22 protein-coding genes and 1 riboswitch are annotated in these 25,157 nt (G+C 68.5%); of the genes, 15 read left to right on the forward strand and 7 right to left on the reverse strand.

The window, feature by feature from the left end:
* The first annotated feature begins 40 nt into the window (after nt 1-40).
* Complete coding sequence (locus tag ABD808_RS01000) at nt 41-1,975, forward strand: eCIS core domain-containing protein (protein WP_344888000.1); 1,935 nt, start codon at nt 41-43, stop codon at nt 1,973-1,975.
* 502 nt (nt 1,976-2,477) lie between these two features.
* Here ABD808_RS01000 and ABD808_RS01005 read toward each other — a convergent pair.
* Nucleotides 2,478-3,299, reverse strand: coding sequence for an ArsR/SmtB family transcription factor (locus ABD808_RS01005; protein WP_344888003.1), 822 nt, complete (start codon nt 3,297-3,299; stop codon nt 2,478-2,480).
* 218 nt (nt 3,300-3,517) lie between these two features.
* On the opposite strand from ABD808_RS01005, the gene ABD808_RS01010 reads away from it, so the two are divergent.
* Nucleotides 3,518-3,667, forward strand: a complete 150-nt coding sequence (locus tag ABD808_RS01010) for a hypothetical protein (protein ID WP_344888006.1) — start codon at nt 3,518-3,520, stop codon at nt 3,665-3,667.
* Nucleotides 3,668-3,732: 65 nt separating this feature from the next.
* Here ABD808_RS01010 and ABD808_RS01015 read toward each other — a convergent pair whose 3' ends face one another.
* Nucleotides 3,733-4,362, reverse strand: coding sequence for an SDR family oxidoreductase (locus ABD808_RS01015; RefSeq protein ID WP_344888009.1), 630 nt, complete (start codon nt 4,360-4,362; stop codon nt 3,733-3,735).
* Between the two features lie 120 nt (nt 4,363-4,482).
* Between ABD808_RS01015 and ABD808_RS01020 the strand changes: the two genes are divergently transcribed.
* The 6 genes from ABD808_RS01020 to ABD808_RS01045 all read left to right on the forward strand — a co-directional run bounded on the left by ABD808_RS01020 (nt 4,483) and on the right by ABD808_RS01045 (nt 10,745).
* The gene (locus ABD808_RS01020; RefSeq protein ID WP_344888012.1) at nt 4,483-5,250 is read left to right on the forward strand and encodes a helix-turn-helix domain-containing protein; all 768 of its coding nucleotides are present in this window, start codon (nt 4,483-4,485) and stop codon (nt 5,248-5,250) included.
* A gap of 10 nt (nt 5,251-5,260) precedes the next feature.
* The gene (locus ABD808_RS01025; protein WP_344888015.1) at nt 5,261-5,428 is read left to right on the forward strand and encodes a hypothetical protein; all 168 of its coding nucleotides are present in this window, start codon (nt 5,261-5,263) and stop codon (nt 5,426-5,428) included.
* Nucleotides 5,395-5,736 carry a VOC family protein gene (locus tag ABD808_RS01030; protein ID WP_344888018.1) on the forward strand — a complete coding sequence of 114 codons (342 nt, stop codon included), beginning with the start codon at nt 5,395-5,397 and terminating at the stop codon, nt 5,734-5,736. The genes ABD808_RS01025 and ABD808_RS01030 overlap by 34 nt, the downstream gene beginning before the upstream one ends.
* Nucleotides 5,737-5,779: 43 nt before the next feature.
* On the forward strand, nt 5,780-6,097 hold the full coding sequence (locus tag ABD808_RS01035; protein WP_344888021.1) for a GNAT family N-acetyltransferase: 318 nt from the start codon (nt 5,780-5,782) through the stop codon (nt 6,095-6,097).
* A 22-nt stretch (nt 6,098-6,119) separates the two neighbouring features.
* Nucleotides 6,120-6,315, forward strand: a riboswitch (cobalamin riboswitch).
* A gap of 32 nt (nt 6,316-6,347) precedes the next feature.
* A complete protein-coding gene (bluB, locus tag ABD808_RS01040) occupies nt 6,348-6,962 on the forward strand; it encodes a 5,6-dimethylbenzimidazole synthase (RefSeq protein ID WP_344888024.1) in 615 nt (204 codons plus the stop codon).
* Between the two features lie 120 nt (nt 6,963-7,082).
* Nucleotides 7,083-10,745 (forward strand): discoidin domain-containing protein, encoded by a 3,663-nt coding sequence (locus ABD808_RS01045; protein WP_344888027.1) that lies wholly within the window; start codon nt 7,083-7,085, stop codon nt 10,743-10,745.
* Between the two features lie 13 nt (nt 10,746-10,758).
* Here ABD808_RS01045 and ABD808_RS01050 read toward each other — a convergent pair whose 3' ends face one another.
* Entirely contained in the window at nt 10,759-11,775 is a 1,017-nt protein-coding gene (locus ABD808_RS01050; RefSeq protein ID WP_344888030.1) for a LacI family DNA-binding transcriptional regulator, read from the reverse strand.
* Nucleotides 11,776-12,074: 299 nt separating this feature from the next.
* On the opposite strand from ABD808_RS01050, the gene ABD808_RS01055 reads away from it, so the two are divergent.
* From ABD808_RS01055 to ABD808_RS01075, 5 genes are read left to right on the forward strand one after another with little or no spacing between them, the layout of a single operon-like run.
* Nucleotides 12,075-13,127, forward strand: coding sequence for a class I mannose-6-phosphate isomerase (locus tag ABD808_RS01055; RefSeq protein ID WP_344888033.1), 1,053 nt, complete (start codon nt 12,075-12,077; stop codon nt 13,125-13,127).
* The gene (locus tag ABD808_RS01060) at nt 13,124-13,924 is read left to right on the forward strand and encodes an ATP-binding cassette domain-containing protein (RefSeq protein ID WP_344888036.1); all 801 of its coding nucleotides are present in this window, start codon (nt 13,124-13,126) and stop codon (nt 13,922-13,924) included. Before ABD808_RS01055 ends, ABD808_RS01060 begins: the two co-directional genes overlap by 4 nt.
* On the forward strand, nt 13,921-14,970 hold the full coding sequence (locus ABD808_RS01065; protein ID WP_344888039.1) for an ABC transporter permease: 1,050 nt from the start codon (nt 13,921-13,923) through the stop codon (nt 14,968-14,970). The genes ABD808_RS01060 and ABD808_RS01065 overlap by 4 nt, the downstream gene beginning before the upstream one ends.
* 47 nt (nt 14,971-15,017) lie before the next feature.
* Entirely contained in the window at nt 15,018-15,992 is a 975-nt protein-coding gene (locus tag ABD808_RS01070) for an ABC transporter substrate-binding protein (protein ID WP_344888042.1), read from the forward strand.
* Nucleotides 15,993-16,013: 21 nt separating this feature from the next.
* Nucleotides 16,014-16,913: a carbohydrate kinase family protein gene (locus tag ABD808_RS01075; RefSeq protein ID WP_344888045.1), complete on the forward strand. Its 900-nt coding sequence runs from the start codon at nt 16,014-16,016 to the stop codon at nt 16,911-16,913.
* Nucleotides 16,914-16,984: 71 nt separating this feature from the next.
* Here ABD808_RS01075 and ABD808_RS01080 read toward each other — a convergent pair whose 3' ends face one another.
* The 3 genes from ABD808_RS01080 to ABD808_RS01090 form a co-directional block, all read right to left on the reverse strand.
* A complete protein-coding gene (locus ABD808_RS01080) occupies nt 16,985-18,157 on the reverse strand; it encodes a glycoside hydrolase family 183 protein (RefSeq protein WP_344888049.1) in 1,173 nt (390 codons plus the stop codon).
* 99 nt (nt 18,158-18,256) lie between these two features.
* Nucleotides 18,257-20,146 (reverse strand): helix-turn-helix domain-containing protein, encoded by a 1,890-nt coding sequence (locus ABD808_RS01085; protein ID WP_344888052.1) that lies wholly within the window; start codon nt 20,144-20,146, stop codon nt 18,257-18,259.
* A gap of 80 nt (nt 20,147-20,226) precedes the next feature.
* A complete protein-coding gene (locus tag ABD808_RS01090) occupies nt 20,227-21,144 on the reverse strand; it encodes an SAM-dependent methyltransferase (RefSeq protein ID WP_344888055.1) in 918 nt (305 codons plus the stop codon).
* Between the two features lie 415 nt (nt 21,145-21,559).
* Between ABD808_RS01090 and ABD808_RS01095 the strand changes: the two genes are divergently transcribed.
* Nucleotides 21,560-22,174, forward strand: a complete 615-nt coding sequence (locus tag ABD808_RS01095; RefSeq protein WP_344888058.1) for a hypothetical protein — start codon at nt 21,560-21,562, stop codon at nt 22,172-22,174.
* Nucleotides 22,175-22,208: 34 nt separating this feature from the next.
* On the opposite strand, the gene ABD808_RS01100 is transcribed toward ABD808_RS01095, so the two are convergent.
* Nucleotides 22,209-23,171 (reverse strand): ABC transporter ATP-binding protein, encoded by a 963-nt coding sequence (locus tag ABD808_RS01100; RefSeq protein ID WP_344888061.1) that lies wholly within the window; start codon nt 23,169-23,171, stop codon nt 22,209-22,211.
* A gap of 339 nt (nt 23,172-23,510) precedes the next feature.
* Here ABD808_RS01100 and ABD808_RS01105 point away from each other — a divergent pair, with 339 nt between their 5' ends.
* Nucleotides 23,511-25,097 (forward strand): ABC transporter substrate-binding protein, encoded by a 1,587-nt coding sequence (locus tag ABD808_RS01105; protein WP_344888064.1) that lies wholly within the window; start codon nt 23,511-23,513, stop codon nt 25,095-25,097.
* Nucleotides 25,098-25,157 lie beyond the last annotated feature (60 nt).

The following is a 25,157-nucleotide window of genomic DNA, read 5'->3' on the forward strand; positions in this document are numbered from 1 at the left end:
CGTAGATACGAACTGTCTACGTTCCCTTGAGGAGATGGCCTTGCGCGACCATGTGGACCCCACAACGACCAACAAGGTCGAGAAGAAGCCGGACGCCGCCGGTGCCGCGAAACACGAAACGTCGTCCCAGGGTCTTCTCGCATTACAGGCGAAGGCGGGGAACGCCGCGGTCAGCCGGATGCTTCGCCGTGGCGGAGGGGCGCCGGTTCAGCGTTCGGCCGTCCCGTCCGTCCTGCGCGGGCGGGGCCGTCCCATCGACGAGCGGACTCGCACGGACATGGAGGCCCGGCTGGGCGCCGACTTCTCCGATGTCCGCGTCCACGACGACGCCGTCGCCCGCACCTCCGCCGCCGAGGTCGGCGCCCGCGCCTACACGTCCGGCAACCACGTGGTCATCGGCAGGGGAGGCGCCGGCCGGCACACGCTCGCCCACGAGCTGGTCCATGTGATCCAGCAGCGGTCGGGCCCGGTCGCGGGCACCGACCAGGGCGACGGGCTGCGCGTCTCGGACCCCGGCGACCGCTTCGAACGCGACGCCGAGACCCGCGCCACCCGCGCCCTTCGCGGCAGCGCCCCGGCCGCCCCCACCGTGCCCCCGCCGACCGGGGCACCGCACGCCGAAGCGACAATTCAGCGAGCGACCATTCCCGGGACCGCGCAGCAACAACTGGCCCAGTACACGCAATTGGACAATCTTCCGGCGATGTGGGTGCCGCCCGAAGAGTTCGACGAGAACGGAAGGCTCGAGCAGACACCGACCCGGGCCTCCGTCGTTCAGCGTCCCGAATGGGTGAACGCGCCGCGCATGGAGCGTGAGATGAGCCTGCCCAGGCGGGAGGCATCGCGAAGGGGCGGTGTTCTCCAGACCAGCTGGAAGTTCTCCTACCAGACCTCGTTCCACATCTACGATGTGGAGGCGATCAACAACCCGCAGGGGCCCAGTCCCATTCTGATCGACAGGACCGGGTGGTTCAGAATCCTGGCGGTCAGGCCCAAGGGGTCGAAGGGCCGGTCGATGGGACGGACCTACCGGTTCGGCGACTACTGGGACATCAACCTGGACTTCCTGACCTGGATCCGGAACGAGGTCCCGGATACCGACGAAAGGACAATCGAGCAACTGGCCGAGAGACGGGGCCTGAAGCAGGACGATCGCGTTCCCGCCAACCGGGATGCGTTCGTCAGGCTGCCCAGCGAGCAGACCCAGCCTTTCGTCTTCTACACCAACAACGTTCTCGACGAAGCCTTCACACACGGGGACGGGACGCGCAAGGACGATCGCCGCTTCAAGAGCGTGGAGGATTTCTCCGCCCAGTTGGACGCGGTGACGGCGGCCAACAAGGTGCGCGAGCAGGTGGGGCTGTCCCATGCGCCGGTAACGGACAGGCAAACCGGCGGGCGCAATCCCATCGCCGCGATGAGCGGCTTTCCTGCGCACAGCCTGATGTCACAGAGCGGCCGTGGGGGCCGTTCGGGGCGCCCGGCCTCCCACGAATGGTGTCACCTCATCGGCGACAACGACGGCGGCCCCACCATCTTCCAGAACCTGGTGGTCGGAACCAACGCGGTCAACACCGAACAGTTGGCCATGGAGTCCGCCCTCCGCGATTTCCGGGCGAGCATGGACGGCCTCGGTCTCGCGATCCGGTTGAAGGTCACCGCGCTCGTCGAAAGGACCGAGGCGGAGAACCCGGTCGTCCCCGGCAACCCGTACAACAAGGCGGACTGGATCAGGTTCGTCGTCGATATCGTCAAGAAGGACGGCGGTCCCGACGTGTCCGCCAGGCAGTCGTTGCGTCCCGTCCATCGGCAGATCATGGACGCCAAACGCGGCACCATCACCGAGTCGGAGTTCACCAGCCTGCACCACCAGGTGCGCAACGCAATGAGGAAAGCGCACGAAAAGCTGCTGGAAAGGCAGAGGGAAGAGGAGGAGCGCGAACGCTCCGGATCCCCCATGTCCGTCGACGCCTAGCGGTCGCCCCGCGGAGGGGGTGGCGTGCGGTCGGCTCTCGCGCCATAGAGCCGACCGCACGGTCTGGGGTGTCAGGGTGACGAACGGTCCCCGCCGGGGCATGCCCCGCCGGCGTCGGACGTACGAACCAGATTCGCGAAGTGAAGCTCGAACGTCCGTGGCCCGAACGGCGGGGACCGAGTCCATTCACCCGGTGCGGCGGCGGCCGGTCACGAGATCGAAGCAGCGCCCGCCGGGTCGGCGTCCGGAGGCCGCGTCGGCGTGGCCCGGATGCCTTTCGCCATGGCCGCATCCGCGGGTCGTCACGGTCGGTGCGGGGCCGTCTCTTTCGCTGATGCCGTAACGCCCTCTGCCAGATCGGCAATTCGTGGTGCTCATCCGCTCCCCGTGCTCGTGGGGCTTTCCCGACACCAGGATCCTTACCGGTGTCAGCCGCCTTGGCAATCTTTTCAACGCTCCCTAAAAGGAAGGCGAGAGTCCCGGTGAATCGGACGTGAGCGGGTCAGGTCTGGCGTGGCAGGTCGCCGGAGAGGAGCGCGTCGCCGGTCGTCGTGGTGGTGTGCAGGACGGCCTTTCCGGTTCGCCGGGTGGCGATGAGTCCCGCGTCCCGGAGCACGCCTGCCTGCTGGCTGGCGACGGAGATCGAGACGCCGGCCCGGCTGGCCAGGCCGCCCGTCGTGACGGGCCCGGCGGCGACGGCGCGCAGCACTGTCGCCCTGGTCCGGCCCAGCAGTGTGGCGAGCGCGCGTCCGTCCGCGACCTGATCCGTGGGCAGCTCGGAGGACGCGGCGGGGACGTCGGCGGCGGGGACGAAAAGCCACAACTCCGGAGACTCGTCCTCGCCCTCGTTGTAATCGAGCATCGGGGTCGGCAGCGGACGGCAGAAGACCGACGGGATCACGACCATTCCGCGTCCGCCCAAACGGAATTCGCGATCCCAGCTGCTCGGAATTTCCAGCACCGGGGGACGCCACCGGACCGCGGGGTGCAGGTTCGCCAGCAGATGCGCGGCGCCGAAGTCCGCGAGGGCCCGGCCGTGCCTGCCGCGTTCGGTGCTCAGACGGGCCCGGATCTGCGGCCAGTAGGGAGCCACCGTCGCCTGATGGGCCCCGTGAATGGCGACTCCGAGCTGGTCCATCCATTCCCGGTCGGCCTCGGCGATGTGCCGTATCCAACTGGGCAGCGCGTTCACCACACCGGCATGGGCGACCTCGGCTGCCAGACGTTCGGTCGGACGGCCGCGCAGGTTCTCCACAGCGTCATCGACCGACCCGGTGAGCCCGCACAGAGTGAACAGGTCGAAAACTATTGTCCGCGGGGACAATAAGGGTGCGAGCATGGCCGTGCTCGGGGAATCTGAAATCCGGGCGCGGACGTCGGAGCGCCACTCCCGGAACATTCCACGCTCGCCGCGCTGCTGAAGAAAACGGAACGCGAACAGCGCTTCCGTAACCGGATCCGGCGCAGCGACCCGGACTCGCGCAAGGTCTTCAAATGTAAAATGGAAACGCGTCGTCCCCACAACTCTCACCCCGGCCGATCGTGGAAGCGCTCACACGCTACAACACCCTGATCGACTCCGACCGACCACCCGGCGAGACCGGCCCGATGACCGATCCGACCGACCTGCTGAAGACCCACGTCACCGACGGCTCGCCCCCAGGCGCTCGCGGCCTTGGTGGCGCAGGGTGAGGAGGCGGAGGTCGTCCGCGCCTCGCGAGCCCGGTGAAGGTCGTCGCGTCCGCTTCACTCAGCGTTCAGAGAAAGGATGGCTTGGCGCCATCCGTGCCGGGCTTGTCCACGCCCAGATTCGAGCGCGACCACAGGTCCGGTGAAATGACGATGTCGGTGACGACGGCGGCCACGCTCTTGCGGGAGACCTCCGTCCCCCTGAATGGTTCGTCCCTCCGCGTGACCTCGTAGTCGATCTCGTCGACGTCGGTGAGCCAGGCGGGACGCAGGATCGTGTAGTCGAGGGCGGACGCCTCGATGGCGTCGGCGGCGGCTCTATAGGGCGGGAGCATTCCGCCGATCTGCCGCCGGTTCCATTCGCCGAAGGCGCCTGGAACCTCGTCATAGATGCCCAAGGACGTGATGAAGATCAGGCGGGAGACGCCCTGCTCCTCCATCGCTTCGACCACGCGCTCGGCCTGAAGGTCGAGATCGCCCGCGAGGTTGGCGTAGACGATGTCCTGTCCACGCACGGCGTCGGCGAGACGATCCCGGTCCAGCACGTCGCCCTCGATGATCCGGGCCGATGCGGGCGCGCCGGTGAGGCGTTTCGCCTCGCGCAGAAACAGGGTCAGAGTGGCGTCGTTGTCGGCGAGCATGCCGGTCGCCCACCGCGCGATTCGTCCACCGGCGCCCAGTACGAGCACGTTCGGCATATCAGCGTCTCCCGATCAGCTGGTCGTCCGCGAGCCGTTGCCAGCTCGGGCAGCGGTCCAGCGGACTCGTCACAGCCCTGCCCGCGATCGCGCCGGGCACGCGCGTGAGGGACAACCGAGATGAGCGTGGCCGAGCCGGTGGGGCTCCGCCGCGCGGTGTTCCCGCTGGAGTTGTTCTTCGACCTGCGTCCACCGCCGGACTTGCTGGCGTTCGCCCAGCACACCGGCCTGCCCGAGCAACCAGACGACAGCGAAGCCGATCCGCTCAACGCGTCGGGCGCATGCACATCCGTTATCGTCGGGCCGCACGACCGGACGGCCGTCACCGTCCACGCGGGAATCCAGCACGGAATTCAGATCCGTCTCGATCCATTCGGCGCGTACTCGCTGCTCCGAATGCCCCTGCACCTGATCAGCAACCAACTGCTGGACTTCGACACCGTCCTCGACATCCGGCTGTCGGAGCGCACCGCCGCCGCCCGGACCTGGACGCGGCGCGCCGCCGTCCTCGACACCGTCCTGGCGCGGCGCATCGCACGCGGCCCCCAACCCGACCGGGCGGTCGAGTGGGCCTGGCACCGGCTCCGCGCGACGTCCGGCCGGGCCCGGGTGGCCGCGCTCGCCGACCGGATCGGGTGGACGCCCCGGCGCCTGACCCGCAGGTTCCGCGACCAGGTCGGCCTGCCGCCCAAGACCGTCGCCCGTATCTTCCGCTTTGAACGCGCCGCCGCCCTCCTCGCCAGCATGCGCCCCCTGTCCGACATTGCCGTCGAATCGGGATACAGCGACCAGGCGCACCTCACCCGCGAGCTGCGCGCCCTCACGGGACGCACGCCGTCCGACCTGAGGTCGCATTCGTTCAAGCCGGGACTGCGTCCGTCTGCCTAACGTGCGGCGCATGCACCTGCGTGATCACTATCGTTCCGGCACGCCGTTCATCGCGGTCCACGACGCGCTCGCCGCGCTCGACTTCTACCGGACGGCCTTCGACGCCGACGTCCTCGCCCGCCTGGCCGCCCCGACGGCCGCGCGATGCACGCCGCCACCCTCATCCACGGCTCCCTGATCGTCGTGATGGACGAGATGCCCGAGGTCGGCCTGCACTCGCCCGACTACTACGGCGGCGCCGCGTTCTCGATCCTCCTGAACTGCGACGACGCCTCAGCCGCCACCGCCCGCGCGGTCGAGGCGGGCGCCGAGCGGCTCGCCCCCGTCCAGGACACCTTCAGCGGCGACCGGCACGCCCTCGTCCGCTGCCCTTACGGGCACCGCTGGATCCTCTCAACCCGCACCGAAGGCCTGACGTTCGCCGAAACCCAATTCCGCTTCACCACCTGGCTGGCGTCCGGCGCCCCCACCGAAACCACCAACTGAAACGGGTTGCGTTGACACCGCGCACCCATGTTGCCTTGGCGCGATGGCTGAACTACGCACCGACCGCCTAATCCTCCGCCGATGGCAGGACTCCGATCTCGAACCGTGGGCGGCGATGAACGCCGACCCCGAGGTCCGCGAGCACCTGGGCGAGTTGCTGACCCGAGAACAGAGCGACGCGTCCGTGACACGTTTCCAGTCCGCGTTCGACGAGCGAGGCTACGGCTGGTGGGCGGTCGAAGTACTGACTACTGGCGAGTTCATCGGCTTCGCCGGTTTGGACCAGGTGGACGACGGCGTCCGTCCTCTTGCGGATGATGCGGGGAAGGTCGTCTTCGCGGTGATCGATCCCGGCGTTTAGTTCTGGGGGCGATATGTTTGGGGTGGCATAACTGATGCGGGGTGCCCCTGTGTGGGGAGAATCGGGAAGCCGGTGGAAAACCGGCACGGGCCCGCCGCGGTAACCGGGGAGCCTTCGTCCATGCGCGATTCGCGCGGCCACTGACCGGCAGGTTGGGAAGGCGGACGATTCGGCGTCGATCCGGGAGTCCGAAGACCGGCCTCGCTACGGCGGCCACCTTTGATGGTGGCCCGAGCGGCGGGAGCCTGCCTTGGATGTTTACGACGTGATCCACCGTCGGCGTGACGTGCGTGCGGAGTTCACTGGGGTGCCAGTCCCGGAGGACGTGCTCGGACGGGTTCTGGCGGCCGCACATGCCGCGCCCAGTGTCGGGCTTTCGCAGCCCTGGGATTTCGTGTTGGTGAGGGACGCCGGGATTCGGCGGGATTTCTACGACCATGTTCAGGTCGAGCGAGCGGTTTTCGCGGCGAGTTTGGCGGGGGTCGCAGCGGAGCGGTTCGCGCGGATCAAGGTTGACGGGGTTCTGGAGTCGAGCCTCTCGATCGTCGTTACCTACGACCCTGAGCGTGGTGGTCCGGCCGTTCTGGGACGGCATGCCATCGCGGACGCGGGCCTCTACTCGGTGTGTCTGGCCATTCAGAATCTGTGGCTGGCCGCTACGGCGGAGGGGCTCGGGGTGGGGTGGGTCTCGTTTTATCGGGAGGCTTTTCTGCGGGAATTGCTTGGGGTTCCGGAGGGGCTTCGGCCGGTGGCTTGGTTGTGTGTGGGGCCCGTCGGTCATCTTGAGGACGTGCCGGATCTTGAGCGGCACGGGTGGCGGAGTCGCCGGGCGCTGGAGGAGGTTGTGCATCACGATCGGTGGTGAGTGACATCGTTGTCGCTCTTTGTCGCGGCCCTTGACGTTCCCAGCGAGGTCAACCGATACTCGGGCGGCGATGGGGTGACAACGATGTCAGTCGCTTACCGACCAGTCGATGGAGTGCTGATGCGCGACGACCATGACCACGGCACGGCTCTGTCCAGGCGGGGCTTTCTCGTCACGGGTTCCACGCTGCTCGCGAGTGTCGGGCTGGCTGGAGTGACTCAAGGGCGGGCGTCCGCCGCACCGGCCCAGCCGGGGAAGACCGATCTCGCGCTCTACCGGCCGGTGCACGTCTCGTCGACCGCGTATGCGCCCACACCGGGGCATTTCGTTGTCGATCGGATGGCGCGTCGGAACGTCCAGGGAAGTGGGTGGCGGGCCGCGGTCGGTGGCACGCAGTGGGTCGCCGTCGATCTTCAGGGGTCCTGCCGGGTCGAGTCGGTCGTGCTCGTGTTCGAGGCGGCGGAGGGCGATGTCGTCTTCAAACCGGGCGAGGACACCAACAATCCGCGTCGCGACACGACCGGGTGGGAGGTTCTGTCCAGTTACGCCACCGAGTTCCGGGTGGAGGTGTCGGACGACGGGCGTAGCTGGAAGTCCGTGCATGACGGGTCTACCAAGACGGGTGGTGTTGTCGAGGTCGTCCTCGATGAGGCGGTGACAACGCGGTGGGTTCGGCTGGTTGGGACGAAGCAGTCGAATCCCAATCCGCTGGGACTCAACTCGTTCCAGGTGTACGGGACGGCGCGGGGGCGGCGGGCCGACGTCACCGGGTGGACTGACTGGACGAGCGGCGCCCGCCGCGTCCCGGCGCTGCGGGTCGAACGTGATGGGACCGTGCCCGTCGAGTCGGGCTGGAACGTCACGTTGCAGGAGTTCGCGGGCACGGGAGATGGTGCCGTGGTCTCGGCAGATGGGGTCGATACCTCGCGTTGGTTGCGGGCGCGGGTGCCTGGAACGATCCTCGCTTCGCTGGTTGAGGAAGGGCATCTTCCGGATCCGGTGGAGGGATTCAACAACCTGCGGGCTCCGGAGGCGCTTGGGAAGAACTCGTGGTGGTATCGGCGAGTTTTCCGGTTGCCGCATCGGTTTCCGGAGCGCGGGCACGATCGCGTCTGGCTGGAGCTGGACGGCATCAACCATCGCGCCGAGATCTGGCTCGACGGGGTGAAGGTCGGGGAGCTGGAGCATCCGTCCGCGCGGGGTGCCTTTGATGTGTCCGCGCAGTTGGGGCGGGGCGGTGAGCATGTTCTCGCCGTCCGGATCGACCCGATGCCCTTCCCCGGGAGTCCGGGCGACCGGGGGGACGACGGGCAGCCCTACCACGACGCGGGCTCGTTCATGATCATGCGCAATGCGCCCACGTATCTGGCCGTGACCGGGTGGGACTGGATGCCCGCGGTTCGGGACCGTGTGATGGGGATCTGGAACCACGTCCGGCTGCGGTCGACCCGCGCGGCGGTTGTGGGGGACCCGCTGGTTGAGACGTCCCTACCGAATCTGCCTGATGTGTCTCGGGCGGACGTCACCGTCACCGTGCCGGTGCGGAACGCGGCGTCTTCGCAGCAGAAGGTGAGAGTCAGGGCGGCGCTTGGGCGCGTTCGTGTTGAGAAGGACGTGGACGTTGACGGTGGCAAGACCGTGGACGTGGTCTTCTCGCCGAAGGAGTTCTCCGAGCTGCGCCTGACCGACCCCGAGCTGTGGTGGCCCAACGGGTACGGCGAGCCTACGCTGCATGACCTGGACGTAGTCGCAGAGGTCGACGGTGCGCGCAGCGACCGCCGCACACTACGGGTTGGGTTGCGGCAGACGAAGTACGAGTCGGAGAACCCCATCAAGTTCGAGCCCGGTGCCAACAGGGTGCAGCAGGTCGTCGAGCTGGAGCGGCAGCAGGCGCGGTTCGTCCGGATCCAGGCGGGGCGTCGCGCGACGGGCTACGGGGTGTCGTTGTGGACGCTGTCCATCGTCGACAAGCAGAACCCGACCGTTGACCTGGCGCGCGGGGCCCAGGCATCGGCGTCGTCGGTGGACAGTCCTGATCGGTCGCCGGAGAAGGCCGTCGACGGCGACCCGAACACGCGGTGGTCGTCGTCGTACAACGATGACCAGTACATCCAGGTCGATCTCGGCAAGGCCGCGAGCTTCGACCAGATCACCCTTGTGTGGGAGGTCGCCTACGCCAAGACCTTCAAGGTTCAAGTCTCGGCCGACGGCGACAAGTGGACCGACGTCAAAGCGGTGAACAACGCGCCCACGCAACTGAAGATAAGCGTGAACGGCGTTCCGGTGATGTGTCGCGGCGGCAACTGGGGCTGGGACGAGCTCCTGCGCAGAATGCTGGACGGCCGCATGGACGCCGTCGTCGAATACCACCGCGACATGAACTTCACGATGATCCGGAACTGGCTCGGCAGCAGTAACCGGGAGGAGTTCTACGCCCGCTGCGACGAGAACGGGCTGTTGGTGTGGAACGACTTCTGGAACGCCTGGTTCCTCGACCCACCGGACCATGCGCTGTACCTGCGGCACGTCCGGGACACCATCCTTCGGTACCGGTCGCACCCGTCCATCGTGGTCTGGTGCGGCGCCAATGAGGGGACGCCGTCCGGGGAGGTCGACAAGGGCGCGCGGCAGGCCGTCGCTGAGGTGCATCCGGACGTCCTGTACGTCAGCAACTCGGCCGCCGACATCGTCAGCGGCAGCGGCCCGTACGCCTGGATCGACCCGGCGTTGTACTTCTCCGCCGAGACCTACGCGCAGGACACGTTCGGCTTCCACACCGAAATCGGTATCCCAACCGTCCCGGTCGCGGAGAGCATGCGCAATCTCGTCGGTGACGAGAAGGGTTGGCCTATCGACACGGTCTGGGCCTACCACGACTGGGCTACGCGCGGAGGCCAGTACCCACAGAGCTACAAGGCGGCGATAGACGAAAGGCTGGGTGAGTCACATTCGCTGGAGGAGTTCTGTACCAAGGCGCAGCTAGTGAACTTCGAGAGCATGCGTGCCATGTTCGAGGCGTGGAACGCGAACCTCTGGCAGGACGCGACGGGTCTGCTGCTCTGGATGTCGAACCCGGCCTGGCACAGCGTGGTGTGGCAGACCTACGACTACGACCTCGACGTCAACGGCACCTACTACGGCGCGAAGACGGGATGCGAACCGCACCATGTCCAGGCCGATCCGCGTAACTGGAACGTCATCGCCGTCAACCACACACGGGACGCGCTACGCGGTGCCGTTGTCGAAGCCGACGTACTCGACCTGAAGGGGCGTCCACTGGCCGACAAGCGGTGGAAGACAGTCGATCTGATGGCGTCGTCTACCGCAGCGGCGTTCACGGTCGATCCGCTGGCCGGTACGGAACATCCTCTGCATCTGGTGCGGCTTCGTCTTGCGAATGCCGACGGGGACACGTTGTCGGAGAACACGTACTGGCGTCACACCCAGCCGAAGGATCTGCAAGCGCTGAACGAGCTGTCCGGCGCGTCGTTGCGGCTGACCGGTAGCCGCGTCACCGACTGGCATGGGCGGTTGAGCCTCACCGTGACCGTCCACAACAGGGGGAACGTGGTCGCCCCGATGGTGCGGCTTGCGCTTCGTCATCGCAGGTCAAAAGACCGGGTTCTGCCTGCCACGTACTCCGACAACTATCTGTGGCTGCTACCCGGAGAGCGGCGCAGGGTCACGATCTCCTGTCCGCGTCAGGGCGGCCACCCGTCCGACCTGGAGGTCACCGCCCAGGGGTACAGGACGTCGCTCGTCTCCAACCACGGGCACGGCTGAGCGCCGCGCGGCGTCAGGACTTCAGGAGTTCGATGCCGCGCCGGACGAGTCGTGTCGGGATCATGAGCTCGGACGGCCAGGACGTGTCGCCGCCGATCCGCTCGAAGAGGCGGTCGGCGGCGGCGCGGCCCAGTTCCTGCACGTCGTAGGCGATCACCGTCAGCGGGCGCGGCATCAGCGCGGACAGCTCGAAGTCGTCGAAGCCCATCAGCGCGGCGCCGTCGTCGCGCCGGTACAGCTCCTGCATGGCGCCGATCGCGATCCGGTTGTTGCCCGCGAAGAACGCCGTGGGCGGGTCGTCGCCGTCCAGCATGGCGGCGACGGCGTCGGCGGCCTCGCCGGGGTCCGCGACACCGACCCTGACCAGGGAGTCGTCGTAGGGGACCGCCGCGTCGGCCAGCGCCGTCCGCACCCCGGCGAGGCGCTCGCGCGCGGTGTAGATGGCGGGGGAGTCGACGATGACGCCGATGCGGCGGTGCCCGGAGTCCAGCAGATCCACGATTCCGGCGCGGGCGCCCGCCGCGTTGTCGATGACGACGCTGTCGGCCAGGATCCCGGACGGCGGGCGGTCCAGGAACACCACCCGCATGCCCATCTCGACCTCGGTGCGAGCGAAGGAGTGGTCGGAGCCCGCGGGGACGATGATCAGCCCGTCCACCCGGCGCTGGCACAGGTCGAGGAACTGGCGCTGCTCCAGCTCGGGGTCCTCCTCCGAGCTGACGGTGATCAGGTGGGTGTCGTGGGCGCGGGCGACCCTGGCCACCGCCGCCGCGATCGTGGAGTAGAACGGGTTCGCCAGGTCCTCGATGATCAGACCGATCGTCGCGGTCTGCCGTCCCGAGCGCAGCGTGCTCGCCATGTCGTTGCGGCGGAACCCGAGTTCGCCGATCGCCGCGAGCACCTGTTCGACCAGTTCCGCGCGGACGTTCGGCTCGTGGTTGATCACCCGGGACACCGTCTTCGGGCTCACCCCGGCCGCGGCCGCCACGTCCGAGATCGTCGGCCTGCGCCGCCTGTCCTGCCTGTCCACCGAAGCCCTTCTACCTGAGATGTTCATGACCAACGTAGCGTCCCCATGCTTTCCGACAACGTTATCAATAACCTCGCTGGCTCTTGTTGGCCAGGGGTGCCTGGCCGAAGTGTCACGCCAGCGAAGACGAGTCTTGTTTTCCCAGCTGGGCGCCCATCCGGTGGTCTGGTACGGCGCGAAGATCGAGTCACGAAGAGGTCACGGCGGTCGGCGAAATCTTGACAACGATGTCTCAGAGCGGCGACCTTGAGGCGCAACGTGCGGTGCGCCGCAGCCGACCATCCCCCTCGGCGAGGACGATGTCTGAACACCACCTCATCCCCCTGACCGCGAACCAGCCCCGGCACTTCTACCGAGGCGGCGCGAACATCGGCCGCTTCCGGGGCGGCCCGCCACCCGACGACCACCGTCCCGAGGACTGGGTCGGGTCGACCACCAGCCGGTTCGGCGGCGGCGACGCGGGGCTCACCGTCCTGCCGGACGGGCGGCCCCTGCGCGCCGCGGTCGCCGCGGATCCGGACGGATGGCTCGGGCCCGAGCACGTGCGCTCCTGGGGCGACACCCCGGCCCTGCTGGTCAAGCTGCTCGACGCCGGGCAGCGGCTGCCGGTGCACGTCCACCCGAGCCGCGAGTTCGCCCGCGCCCATCTCGGCAGCGCGTTCGGCAAGACCGAGGCGTGGCTGGTCATGGGCGTCCCGGACGGCGGCGAGGGCCGGGTCCACCTCGGCTTCCGGGAGGACGTCGGGCGGAGCCGCCTGCGCGAATGGGTCCGCGTTCAGAACGGCGCGGCGATGCTCGCGACGATGAACCCGGTGACAGTCCGTCCCGGCGACTCCGTGCTGGTCCCCGCCGGGCTCCCGCACGCGGTCGGCGCCGGGGTGTTCCTCGTCGAGGTCCAGGAGCCGACCGACTTCAGCGTCATGCTCGAATGGGCGAACTTCTCGCCGGACGGCGCCGACTCCGACCTGCGGCTCGGCTGGGACACGGCGGTGACCTGCGTGGACGTCCGCGCGCACTCCGCCGAGGAGATGGCCGGGCTCGTTCGGCGGCCCGCCGAGCTGCCCGAGTGCGAGCCGGGCGTGCGACGGGTGTGGGCCGAGGACGCCGACGCCTTCTTCCGCGCCGAACTGGTCGCGGGCGGCGCCGAACTGGCGGCGAGCTTCGCGGTGCTGATCGTCCTGCGCGGGGCCGGTGAGCTGCGCGGATTCGGTGAGACGACGCCGCTGACGAAGGGGCAGACCGTCCTCGTCCCGTACGGGGCGGGCCCGCTGGAGGTGCGCGGCGACGTCGAGATCCTGCGTTGCCTGCCCCCGGTGCCGGACGGAGTCCAGGCGAACGGAGGCGCGCCATGACGGAGCCGCTGCTCGAAGCGCACGGCATCACGAAGAGCTACGGGCACGTGGACGCGCTGCGCGGCGCCGACTTCACGCTCCCGGCGGGCGAGGTCGTCGCGCTGATCGGCGACAACGGCGCGGGCAAGTCGACGCTCGTGAAGATCCTGTCCGGGGTGGAGGCCCCGGACGGCGGACGCATCCTGGTCGACGGAGAGCCGCACCGGTTCGAGTCGGTCGAGCAGGCCAGGGCGGCGGGCATCGAGACCGTCCACCAGGACCTCGCGTTGTGCGCCGACCTCACCCCCGCCGCCAACTTCTTCCTCGGCCGCGAGGTGCTGCGGCCCGGGCTGCTCGGACGGCTCGGCTTCCTCGACAACGCCGCCATGCGCGCCCGGGCGCGGGAGGAGTGCGAGCGCCTCGGCGTGCGGCTGAAGTCGGACGCGGTGTCGGTGTCGACGCTGTCCGGCGGGCAGCGGCAGGGCGTCGCGGTGGCGCGCGCCGTGACCTGGGCCCGCCGCGTGGTGTTCATGGACGAGCCCACCGCCGCGCTCGGCGTCGTGCAGACCGCGCGGGTGCTGGACCTGATCCGCACCGTCCGCGACTCGGGCGTGGCGGTCGTGCTGATCACCCACAACATGCAGGACGTCAAGGCCGTCGCCGACCGGATCGAGGTGCTGCGCCTCGGCCGCCGGGTCGCGCGGTTCACCGGCGCGGACGTGTCCATGGAGGAGCTGGTCGGGGCCATGACCGGAGCGCTTGAGCAGGAGTTGGAGAAACCGTCCGACACCGGTTCCGCGGAGGGGGAGAAGCGATGAGGGCGCCCAGCCGTCCGACGAGCCCGAAGAACGCCGGGGCCGACGTCGTGGAGTCCTCGGGTTCGGGTTCGTCGGTGCTCGGCGGCGTCTTCGGGAGGTTGGCGTCGGCGCAGGAGGTGTGGATCGGGTTGGTCCTCGCCGCGCTGCTCGCCGGGTTCTCGATCCTCGACCCGGACAGCTTCGCCAGCTCCTTCAACCTGCTGAACCTCGTCGCGGACGCCGCGATCCTGCTGCTCCTCGCGATCGGGATGACGTACGTCATCATCACGGCGGGCATCGACCTGTCGGTCGGCGGGATCCTGGTGTTCTCCGGCGTCACCGCCACCAAGACGATGGAGGCCACCGGCGCGACGTCCACCGGGTCTCTGCTGCTCGGCGCCCTTGTCGCCGTCCTGACCGGGCTCGCGTGGGGTGTTCTGAACGGGGCGCTCGTCGCGTACGGGAAGATCCCGCCGCTGATCGTCACGCTCGGGACGCTCGGCATGTCGCTCGGCGGGGCGCTGCTCCTCACCGGCGGCGTGGACATGCGGGCGCCGAGCCGTCTCAACCTCGGGCTGGGGCTCGACAAGTTCGCCGGGGTGCCGCTGATCGTCTGGATCGCCGTCGCGGTCACGATCGTGCTCGGGATCGTCCTCGCGCAGTGCCGGTTCGGACGCCACACGTACGCGATCGGCTCCAACGAGAAGGCGGCGCGCAACTCGGGCGTCCAGGTCAACCGGCACCTGGTCAAGGTGTACGGGCTGGCCGGGCTGCTCGCCGGGCTCGCGGGCTACCTGTCGCTCGCCAAGTACGGCATCACCGGCGTCTCCGCGCATTCCACCGACAACTTGCAGGCGATCGCGGCCGTGGTGATCGGCGGCACCAGCCTGTTCGGCGGCGTCGGGACCGTCACCGGCACGGTCATCGGCGTGTTCATCCCCGCCGTCCTGCAGAACGGCTTCCAGATCCTCGGCGTCAAGCCGTTCTGGCAGCAGGTCGTGGTGGGGGCGGTGCTCATCGCCGCCGTCTACCTCGACCAGTGGCGCCGCAAGGCGCGAGATCACTGACGGCCGAGCCGCGGGACCGACCCGGCGGCACGACGAAAGGCACAACGATGCGCAGAGCGATAGGGCTGGCCCTGGCGGCGGTGGTCGCGGCCGGTGGCGTCACCGCGTGCGGCGACGACGGCGGCTCCGGCGGGTCCGGCGGCAAGATCGAGGTGACGCTCGTGCAGGGCATGGCGGGCGAGGAGTTCTACGAGACGATGGCGTGCGGGGCGAAGGCGGAGGCCGCCAGGCTCGGCGTCAAGCTCTCGGTGCAGGGCCCGCAGAAGTTCGACCCGACCCTCCAGACCCCCATCGTGAACTCGGTGGTGGCCGACAAACCGGACGCGATGCTGATCGCGCCGACCGACACAAAGGCGCTGATCGCGCCGCTCACCCAGGCCAAGTCCGCCGGGATCAAGATCATTCTGGTGGACACCGAGGTGGAGGACCCCGGCATCGGGCTGTCGCGGATCAGCACCGACAACACCAAGGGCGGCGAGGCCGCGGCGGCAGCGCTGACCAAGCAGATCGGCGACAAGGGCAAGGTGCTCGTCGTGTCGACCGACCCGGGCGTCAGCACCGTGGACGCGCGGGTCAAGGGCTTCGAGCAGGCGATCAAGGCGTCGCATCCGAACGTCCAGTACGTGGGCGTGCAGTACTCGCACAACGACGTCGGCAGCGCGAGCAAGATTCTGAACTCGGCGCTGGCGAAGGATCCTGATCTGGCGGGCGTCTTCGCCACGAACCTCAACTCCGCGACCGGCGCGGGCTCGGCGCTCCAGCAGGCGGGCAAGCTCGGCAAGGTGAAGATGATCGGGTTCGACGCGGGCCCGGCGCAGGTCAAGCAGCTGCGGGACGGCGTCGTCCAGGGCCTGATCGCCCAGCTGCCCGGCGAGATCGGCGCGAAGGGCGTCGACCAGGCCGTCGCGGCGGTGAAGGGGCAGCCGGTGACCAAGTCGATCCCGACCGAGGCCACCGTCGTCACGAAGGACAATGTGGACACGCCCGAAGGGCAGAAGGTGCTCTACAAGGCGGGTTGCTGACCATTGTCAGAGGGGGACGCGATGGCCCGGATCGTGGTGTTCGGCGAGGCCCTGGTCGATCTGGTCGGGGACCCCGGCGGACGGCGCTTCCGAGCCGATCCCGGTGGCGGCCCGGCCAACGTCGCGGTCGGGCTCGGACGGCTCGGCGACGCGGTGACGCTGGTGACCGGCCTCGGCGACGACGCCTTCGGGCGCCTGGTCACCGGGCATCTGGCCAGGTCGGGGGTGACGACCGAGCTGTGGGACGCGCCGTTCACCCCGCTCGCCGTCGTGTCGGTCGACGAGCTGGGCGTGCCGTCCTACGACTTCGCGATCTCTTGGGAGCCCGCCGGGGCCGGGGTGTCGCCGGACGCGGCCGTCCTCCACACCGGGTCGCTGGCGGCGGCGCTGGCGCCCGGGGCGGTCGAGAAGGCGATGACGGCGGCGCCGACCGTCTGCTACGACCCGAACATCCGTCCGCCGCTGCTCGGTGCCCGGGAGGTCGAGCGGCGGCGGGTCGAGCGGCAGGTGTCGCTCGGCGACGTGGTCAAGGCCAGCGACGAGGACCTCGCCTGGCTGTATCCGGGGGCCGACCCCGTGGAGATCGCCCACCGGTGGCTCCGGCTCGGCCCCGCGCTCGTCGTCGTCACCCGGGGGCCCGGCGGCTGCGTCGCCGTGACCGCGTCCGGGCAGGTCGAGCGGCCCGCCCCGGTCGTGGAGGTCGTCGACACCGTGGGGGCGGGGGACGCCTTCATGTCGGGGCTGCTGTCCGGCCTGCTGGCGGCCGGGCTGCTCGACCCCGCGCGCCGGGACGACCTGACCCGGGCGGACGCGACATCGTTGTCCGCACCGTTGGCGTCGGCGCTGGCGTGCGCGGCGATCACGTGCGCTCGGCCCGGGGCCGATCCGCCTACCGCTGAGGAGCTCGACGCGGTGCTTTAGACGAGCGGTGTTGTAGAAGAGACGAACGGGCCGTCCTCGCTAAGCGGGGACGGCCCGTTGTTGTGTGCGCTCTATCTGGCGAAACGTATGCGGAGGTAGCGGGCCCGGTTGTTGTTGATGTCGGCGTACAGGTCTTCGATCTTCGCGCTGTTCACGTTGTAGGAGATGACGAGTTCACCGCGGCGGCTCAGCTCCGGGTGCGCGGCGATGTTGTACGGCGCGAAGATGTTCCCGCCGCCCTCAGGCGCGGTGTAGACGGCCTTGCGGTTCGTGAACGGGCCGGTGGGCGACGGCGAGGTCGCGACGTACACCTCGTGGCCCAGGGTCGCGTTGCTCGTCGTGAGAACGAAATAGCCGTTCATCGGGGTGACGCTGTAGGACGAGCCGATGTCGTCCATGACGCGCGCGGACGCCGTCGGGTCGGTCGACCAACCCGAACCGGTGTAGAACTCCCAGGAACGCTCCACCAGGTGTCCGACGCGGGCGCGCGCGATGTGCATGTACTTGTTGAAGGGGACGCCTTCGACGCCGTAGATGTAGATGTAGCCGTGGTGGCGTATCAGCTCGACGCCCCACTGGACGTTGCCCTCGTCGTAGCTGTGCGTCACTTTGGCGGAGCGCAGGTCGTGCGAGAACGACGCGATGTCAGTGCCGACCCACTTGAAGTTGAACGGTGGTGGGTCGTCTGACGGGCCCTGCTCCAGCTCGAACAGGCGGAGCTTGCCGCCGTCGACGATCCCGTCGGCGTTCCAGTACCAGTGGTCGTTCGTGCCTCCCGGATCCCACGGCGGCTTCGACGGCGTCGGGCCGACGAGCGACTCCGGCTTCTCGTGCGTTCCTCTTGTCAACGTTGTCTGCGGAAGCCCGTCGCGGCCCGCCAGGACGATCGAGTTGTGCACGAAACCGGCACCGCGGGGGAGGCTCTCGTCGGGGTTGACGGGGCCGAGGAAGGTGTCGTTGAAGAGCCAGGCGATGCGTCCGCCCGGCAGCCGCGTGGAGTACGTGCCGTCCGCCGCGGCCCAGCCGCCCTGGTTCCGCCAGCCTCCGCCACCGTTGCCGAACCGGCGCCAGGCGCTGTCGAGCCGCTGGTCAGGGGTGGCGCTCACGACGACGGGGGCATGCCGCCCACCGCCGCCGCGCTGCGCCGGACTCGCCAGCGCGCCCGGCGCGAGGACGCCCGCGCCGAGGCTCACGGCGGCGAGCGCCACCGCCGCCAGCGCGATACGTGGACCTCTGCTGCTCACTGTTCAGTCGCCTCCTGCACATCGAGGGGGTGTGACAACGTTGTCAGCCAGCGATGTGATTAGACCAAGGTCGGACAAACCCGGTCAAGAGGCGCGCGGTCAGGGATGAGACCGATCGTGGACGCGAAGCGCGATCCACAGGTCGTACCGCACCGAGGGGGCGCCGAGCAGCGAGCGCTCGGTCAGCTCCTCGACGCGCAGGAGACGCTTGCGCACGCCCGGCACGGAAATGCCCAGTCGCGTCGCCGCCGCCTTGAGGCTCGCGTTGTTGTCCAGCCAGCAACGGAGCGTGTCCAGGAGCAGGAGCGACTCACGCTGGAAGAACGGGCGGAGCTGGTCGTCCGCCCACTCCCGGACGTGGTCGTGGTCGAGGAGGCCGTTCAGGGTGATGTCGGTCGGACGTTCCTGCTCGTCGGAGGTTCCCAGCAGTTGCATGGCGAGGTTCAGCTCTGTCTGCGTCACCAGGTCGGCCAGCTCGCAGCCGAGGAGGCTCTCGATCCGGCGGAGGCGGGAGGACAGCGTGTTTCGGTGGATCTTGAGAAGTCGCGCCGCGCTGCTGGAGAAGGTGAGCCACGAGCGCAGTGTTTCGGTGAGTTCCCCGGCGTCGGGGTCCTGCGGACGGTCGGGGCGGTAGTGCAGGAGCGGGCGGAGTTTCGCGCGCGCCCACTGGTCGCCGTCCGGGCCCAGCAGGTCGGCGATCGACGCCTGCGGGTTGAACCGCGCGAACCGCTCGGCGCTGTTCCGGGCGACGGCCAGCGCGTGATACGCCTGCCCCCATCCGACGGGCGTGTCGGCGAGCGAGACCGGCAGGCTCGCGCCCACGGAGACGTCGTCGTGGAGGGGGACGAGTTCCCGAAGCGCCCGGCTCAGCCGGTCCAGCGGCATTCCGTCCTTGTCGTCGTGGTACGGCGGCGGGAGCAGGACCGGCGCGAGGACGATCACGTGATTGGAGTACAGCGGGCATCTGATGATCCACGCCTGGTCGTCGGTCGCCTCGACGCAGCGGGAGACGAGCTGGTCCCTGGTCTCCTTGGGGCCCTCCACCAGGTGGACGCGGATGACGTCGGCGAGTTCCGGCCGCAGCGCGCTCGCCGCGCGCCGGGCGGCTGGGAGATGGCCGGTCATGAGGAGGTGGAGGACGACCTCCCGGTTCTGGAGGTCCACCTCGCCGACGCGCTGTTGGGTGCGGGCCAGCTCGTCCAGGCGCCTGCGCATCCCGATCAGCCTGGCCGCGTCGGCGACCAGACGCCGTTCCGCCGGGGTGAACGAGCTTCTCCTGCCGACGACCAAGACCACCGGCGGGTCGACGGAGTCGATCGGCAGGACGTGCACGGCGGCGCCGCGGAGGCTGACCGACGCCGAGCTGATCCGCCCGGCCGCGACCCGCCGGATGTCGTCGGCGACCTGGGTGAGGAGGCCGTCGGGTACCCGCGAGTGGTCCGATTCCGGGTGGCCGGACCGGTCGACCAGTACGGCGTATCCGCCCACGAGTTTCGCCACCAGTTCGAGCAGGCGCGCGAGGCCCTCCGGCCGCGCCGCCTCCCGTTGCAGGTCGCGCAGGAAATGCGAGGTGTGGTGGTCTTCGTGTCGGCGCTCGTCCAGGATCGCGACGTTGATGGCCGCGGACGCCCAGATCCCGTCGTCGGGCATGACCAGCAGGGGCAGCCCGTGCCGTCGCGCGGCGGCCGCCCATGGGGCCGGTGGCGGATCGCCCGACTTCCAGTTCGAGCGCAGCACGACACCGGCGACACCGAGATCGGCCAGAAGGCCGAGGAATTCGTCCTCAATGGCGGGGGACAGGAGGACGAGAAAGGCTCGGAGCGGGCCGTTGTCGGAGACGAGTTCGCTGCGTCGGCACAACTCGTCCAGTGGCAGATCCGGCTGGACGGCGCCGTTCACCTGCCGGTCTCCGTACCGTTGTTCGTCAGCCGCGGTGAGGAAGCGCAGATTGAGGTCGGCACGGCCCACCAGCGCCCTCAGGGTGGTCATCGGCTCTTCCCTTCACCTCAGCCGTCCCGTTGGATGCGGGCGGCCCGAAACGGGTCTGAGTCAGTTTCGCACTATGGCGCCTATGCTTTGTGCTCCTTTTCGCCCCGCCGGAGCGGGATCCGTCCGACACCGGCATAGAACCACGCCTCTCCGCCGGGCAAGGGTGCGAGGTCGGGCTGCCAGCCGGACACGGGCACGACACCCGGCGGCTCCAACGCGAGACCACGAAAGAGGGCCGTCATCTGTTCTCGCGCGAGCGGCGGCTGTGACCCTCCCAGATGTTCACGGAACAGGTCGGAGATGAGCAGTGTCTCCGGTCGCGTCGCCGGATGCGTCAGCACCAGGTAACTGCCGGGCGGCAGGGCGCCGCACATCTGGAAAACGGCTTCGCAGGGATTGGCGGTGGACGGGACGAACTGGAGGCTACCGGCGAGCACGACCGCGACCGGACGGGTGAAGTCGATCAGCTCACGAGTGTTCTGGTGGTTCAGGAATCCGTACGGGTCGTGCGCCTGCCCTTCGACGACTTTCACCCGATCGTTGGTCGCGAGAAGGGCTCGCGCGTGCGACAGCACGACCGGGTCGGTGTCGACGTAGACGACGCGGGCGTCCGGGTCGATGCCTTGCGCCACCTGATGCAGGTTTCGCTGCACCGGGAAGCCCATGCCGACCTCGATGAGCTGCCGGACACCGCGCCGCGCCACGAGATGGCGCGCCGCGCGTGTGACGAACGCGCGGTTGGCGTGGAGCGTCCGCTTGTGGCGGGGGGCGAGTTCGAGAATTTTGTGGGCGAAAAGGCGGTCGTCCGCGAAATAGTCCTTTCCTCCGAGGAAGTAATTGTGCACGCGAGCGATGTTGGGGCGTTCTCCGAGGTCGGCGACGGTGGGCCGATCGGCCGCCTCCGACGACCCCGTGAGCGAGTCATGGTGGGGAGGGGCGACCGAATGGATGCGGTCTGGGAAGAGTTCCCGGCAACGTGCGGTCGGTCGCTGGTTCACGTCTGTCTCTCAGGCAGCGGTTCGCAGCAGGACGTGGACCCTTCAGGGCCCCATACGGCTCGACCCTAAGTCCATGATCCCGCCGCCTGCCAGGTTCACGCTGCACAGTGAGCCCGGCATTCGGTACAAATCTGCTGAATCAGACGTGGCGTCGATCCGGGATTGTGGTTACTTGTGCGGCTTAAATGGACGTATCCGGGGGTGCCCAGTATGGTGTGGCCCGCCCCGGAGAACTCGCCTTCCACCAAGGACGCCTATGCCTGAGTCTCCCCTGTCTTCCTCCGTTCCCGAACGTCGAGACGAAGATCATGATGCTCAGTCGGGTCGTGGTGGACGTCGGCGTCCGCCGACCGGTTTCGGCGCCTTCTATCTCGGCATTTCCGTCCTTCCCGCCGCCCTTATATCGTGCCTCGGATTGCTCGCGGCCGCATTACTGCTCGCCGAGGGCTCCGGGTCGCGAACGGTTCGGCTGATTCTGGTCGCCTGCGCGGCGGGGACGGTGGCGGTCCTCGGCGCCGCGATGGTCGGGGCGCACCAGGCGACCCGGCGGGAGCGCCGGATCATCGAGCGTCAGGCGTTCCACTTCGAGGACGCGCGACGGCGGCTGGCCGCGCTCGAATTCTCGCTCGCGCAGGGGCGACGGGAACTCCAGGAACTGGTCGGCCGCGTCGCGGCGGGGAAGGTGCCTCCGGCACGGGAAGGCGTCGCGCCGCGTCCGGCGCCCGGCGACGCCATCGCGCATCTCGCGCACAGCGTCCACCAGGCGCACACCGAAGCCTGGAACGCGGTGGTGGGCGCGGCGAGTGTGAGACCCCCTGTGTCGCCGGTGTCCGAGTCGCCGCCCGGGCGGCAGGTGGGGGTCTTCGTCAGCCTCGCCCGGCGGATCCAGTCGCTCTCCCATCGCGTGATCCAGGGGCTCGACGAGCTGGAGGACGAGGTCGAGGACCCCGATCCAATGGCGACGGCGGCGAGGAACATCAGCGCCGGGGCCACATATCGCTGGGAGAGAAGGAATCCGGCCAGGGTGTAGCGGTAGAGCCCGAACACGGTGCGGTGCCGTCCTCTCACTTCTCGTTCACGACGGTGTTGATCGACCAGCCGTTCTGCAATGCGGCCCAGAGAATGTCCTCGCGATGCTCATGGAGTACATGAAGGACCACTTGGTCTTCGTCCTGCTGAGTCCGCACCACACCGCGCATGTTCGCCCAGTCGAGTTCGTGCGCGGTTTCCGGCCCCTTGGGGGTGACCTCAACGCGGACGATTTTCCGAGAACGCTCGCTCTCCGCAAACGGATCCGCCGCTTTGAGGGCACCTTCGTTCAGTGTGCAGATCCGGGTGGCGTTCTCCCGGACGAAAGCCGCGTTATGTTCGGTGAAGACCACGGCGCCGCCCGACGACGCCTCCCGCATGAGGTCGGCCAGCGCCTCGTGCACCGACTCGGCCAGGCCGGACGCCGGTTCGTCGAGAACCAGCAACCGGGGCGGAACCAGCATGGCCTGGGCCAACGCGACCCGCTGGGCGTTCCCCTTCGACAGCCGTCGCAGGGGCGTGCGGCTCCCGCCGACCAGCGACAGCCGTTCGAGCAGCTCGTCGGCCCGGCGCCGCGCGTCACCGGTGCTCAGCCCACGGATGCGTCCGAGATGCCGCAGATAGGACGCCGCCGACATCCGGTCATGGCAGGGGAATCGCTCGGGAACGTAGCCGATCGCGCCGTCCGGCACCCGGACCGTTCCCGACGAAGGACGCGACAGCCCGACGATCACCCTGAGCAGGCTGGATTTACCGGATCCGTTTCCACCCACAATGGCCAGACGCTCTCCCGCGGCCACCTCAAGATTAATGTCGCGCAGAACCGGGCGATCTCTGTCGTACCGTTTGGAGACTTTCTGTAGCTGCAACACCACGACGCCCTCCGCCCGGTCTGGGACTCGCTTCACCATACCGTCCGAGCAAAACCATTCAAGTAATCCGTGCTCGGCCACCGCCGACACAAAGAGTGACGAACGCGTCGTGCGGATCGAGGCCACGTCCAGGCCCGTGCGCGCCCCCGCACATGCCCTCGCGCGGGCCCCCGCGCGGGCCCTCGTGGCCAGGCTGAACGGGAGCGGAACAGTCCTTGACTGGCAAGCAGACGTATGTTCTCATTCATCAGACAAAGTACGAACTGGCAGCACGGTGACACCAAGGCAGCCCCGCAGGGACCCCTGCGGACGATCGGGCCCGTCTCCGCCGAACGCAGGAACCCTGCGAGCGACCGGGTCCGCCTCCTCCATTTCCCCCTCTTCCGGCCGTCCACCGCCCGCTTCACCGGAGGGCATGGCAACCCCCCGTCTCAACACCACACTCCTTGTTCGGAGGACCCCTAGATGCGGAAACAGCTCATCGTTGCGGCTGCCGCAACGTTCCTGATGGTCGCGAGCGCGTGCAGCGCAGACAACGGTGAATCGGGCGGCGGTGGTGGTGAAGCGTCCAAGCCGAAGCAGAACGTCGCCTGTCCGCCCGTCGACCAGGCCTCCGTCGACAAGAGCGCCACGTTCACCTGGATGTACAGCGTCGCGAACACGAGCTTCGACCCCGACAAGATCACCACCAGCAACAGCTGGATGTACCTCTATCCGGTCTACGACACGCTGGTGCGCATCGACGCCGACGGCGAACCGGTGCCGATGCTGGCGAAGAAGTGGACGATCGGCGACGGGGGCAAGAGCCTCACCCTGAACCTCATCGACAACTGGAAGTACCACGACGGGACGCCGTTCGACGCCGCGTCCGTCAAGGCGAACATCGACCGGCACCGGGCCGACAAGAGCTTCAACAAGCAGGCCCTCAGCGACGTCACCGGGGTCGACGTCGTCGACAAGGGCACCGTGAAGGTCAGCACGAAGAGCGGCGCCGCCCCGCTCGTCGGGATCCTCGCCAGCTCGGCGGGCATGATGATGAGCCCGAAGGTGTTCGACGACCCGAACCAGGCGCGGATGCCCACCGGCGGCTCCGGCGCGTTCAAGGTCACCGCGTACGAGCCGAACACCAAGGTCGAGTACACGCCCGTCCCCGGCTACTGGGACCCGAAGGCCGTCAACGTCGCGAAGATGGTCTTCCTCATCTCCAGCAACGACAACGCGCGCCTGAACGCCACCATCACCGGCACGGCGGATTCGACGTTCCTGCGGTCCAGCATGTACAAGCCCGCCAAGGACGCCGACCTGGTCGTGTGCCAGAAGCCGAGCCTCGCCAGCTTCACCATCGCGTTGAACGTGAAGAAGACGCCGTTCGACAAGAAGGAAGTGCGGCAGGCGCTCAACTACGCGATCAACCGTGAGGCGGTCAACGAGCTTCAGGGTGGGTTCTGCCAGCCCGGCGTGCAGATGTTCCCGTCGTCCTACTACGCGGCCGACCCGTCCCTCACCCCGAACGCGTACCCGTACGACCCGAAGAAGGCGAAGGAACTGCTCGCCAAGGCGGGCCTGGGCAACGGCTTCTCCTTCACCTTGGAGACCGACAACCTGGACGCCTACCAGCGGGTCGCGGAGCTCATCCAGGCCAACCTCCAAGAGGTCGGCATCAAGATGAACATCCAGCCGGTCGAGCTGCCCAAGCTGATGGAGGGCTTCTCCGTCAACAAGACCGTCGACGCGATCATGGTGCAGCAGAAGGCGGACGCGGACCCGAGCATCCAGGTCGCGTCCTACTACCTGCCGGACGGCTTCAGTAACCCCGGCGGCTACTCGAACCCGACGATCAACGACCTGGCCACCAAGGCCAAGGCCGCGGAGAGCCGCGACGCCGCGTCGAAGATCTACCAGCAGCTGTTCAAGACGGCCCACGATGACGCCGCGCAGCCCGTCACGCTGTGCCACCTCAACACGCCGCTCGCCATGAACAAGAAGGTGATGGGGGTCGAGATCTACGTCGACGGTTCGCGCCAGTTCCGCGGCGTCGCCGTCAAGAAGTGACCCGCCGATAGCGGAGCGGGTCCCGGCCGTCGCTGCGGCCGGGACCCGCTCAGAGAGAAC

Source organism: Actinomadura meridiana (assembly GCF_039537545.1).
In the GTDB taxonomy this organism is placed as follows: Bacteria; Actinomycetota; Actinomycetes; order Streptosporangiales; family Streptosporangiaceae; genus Spirillospora; species Spirillospora meridiana.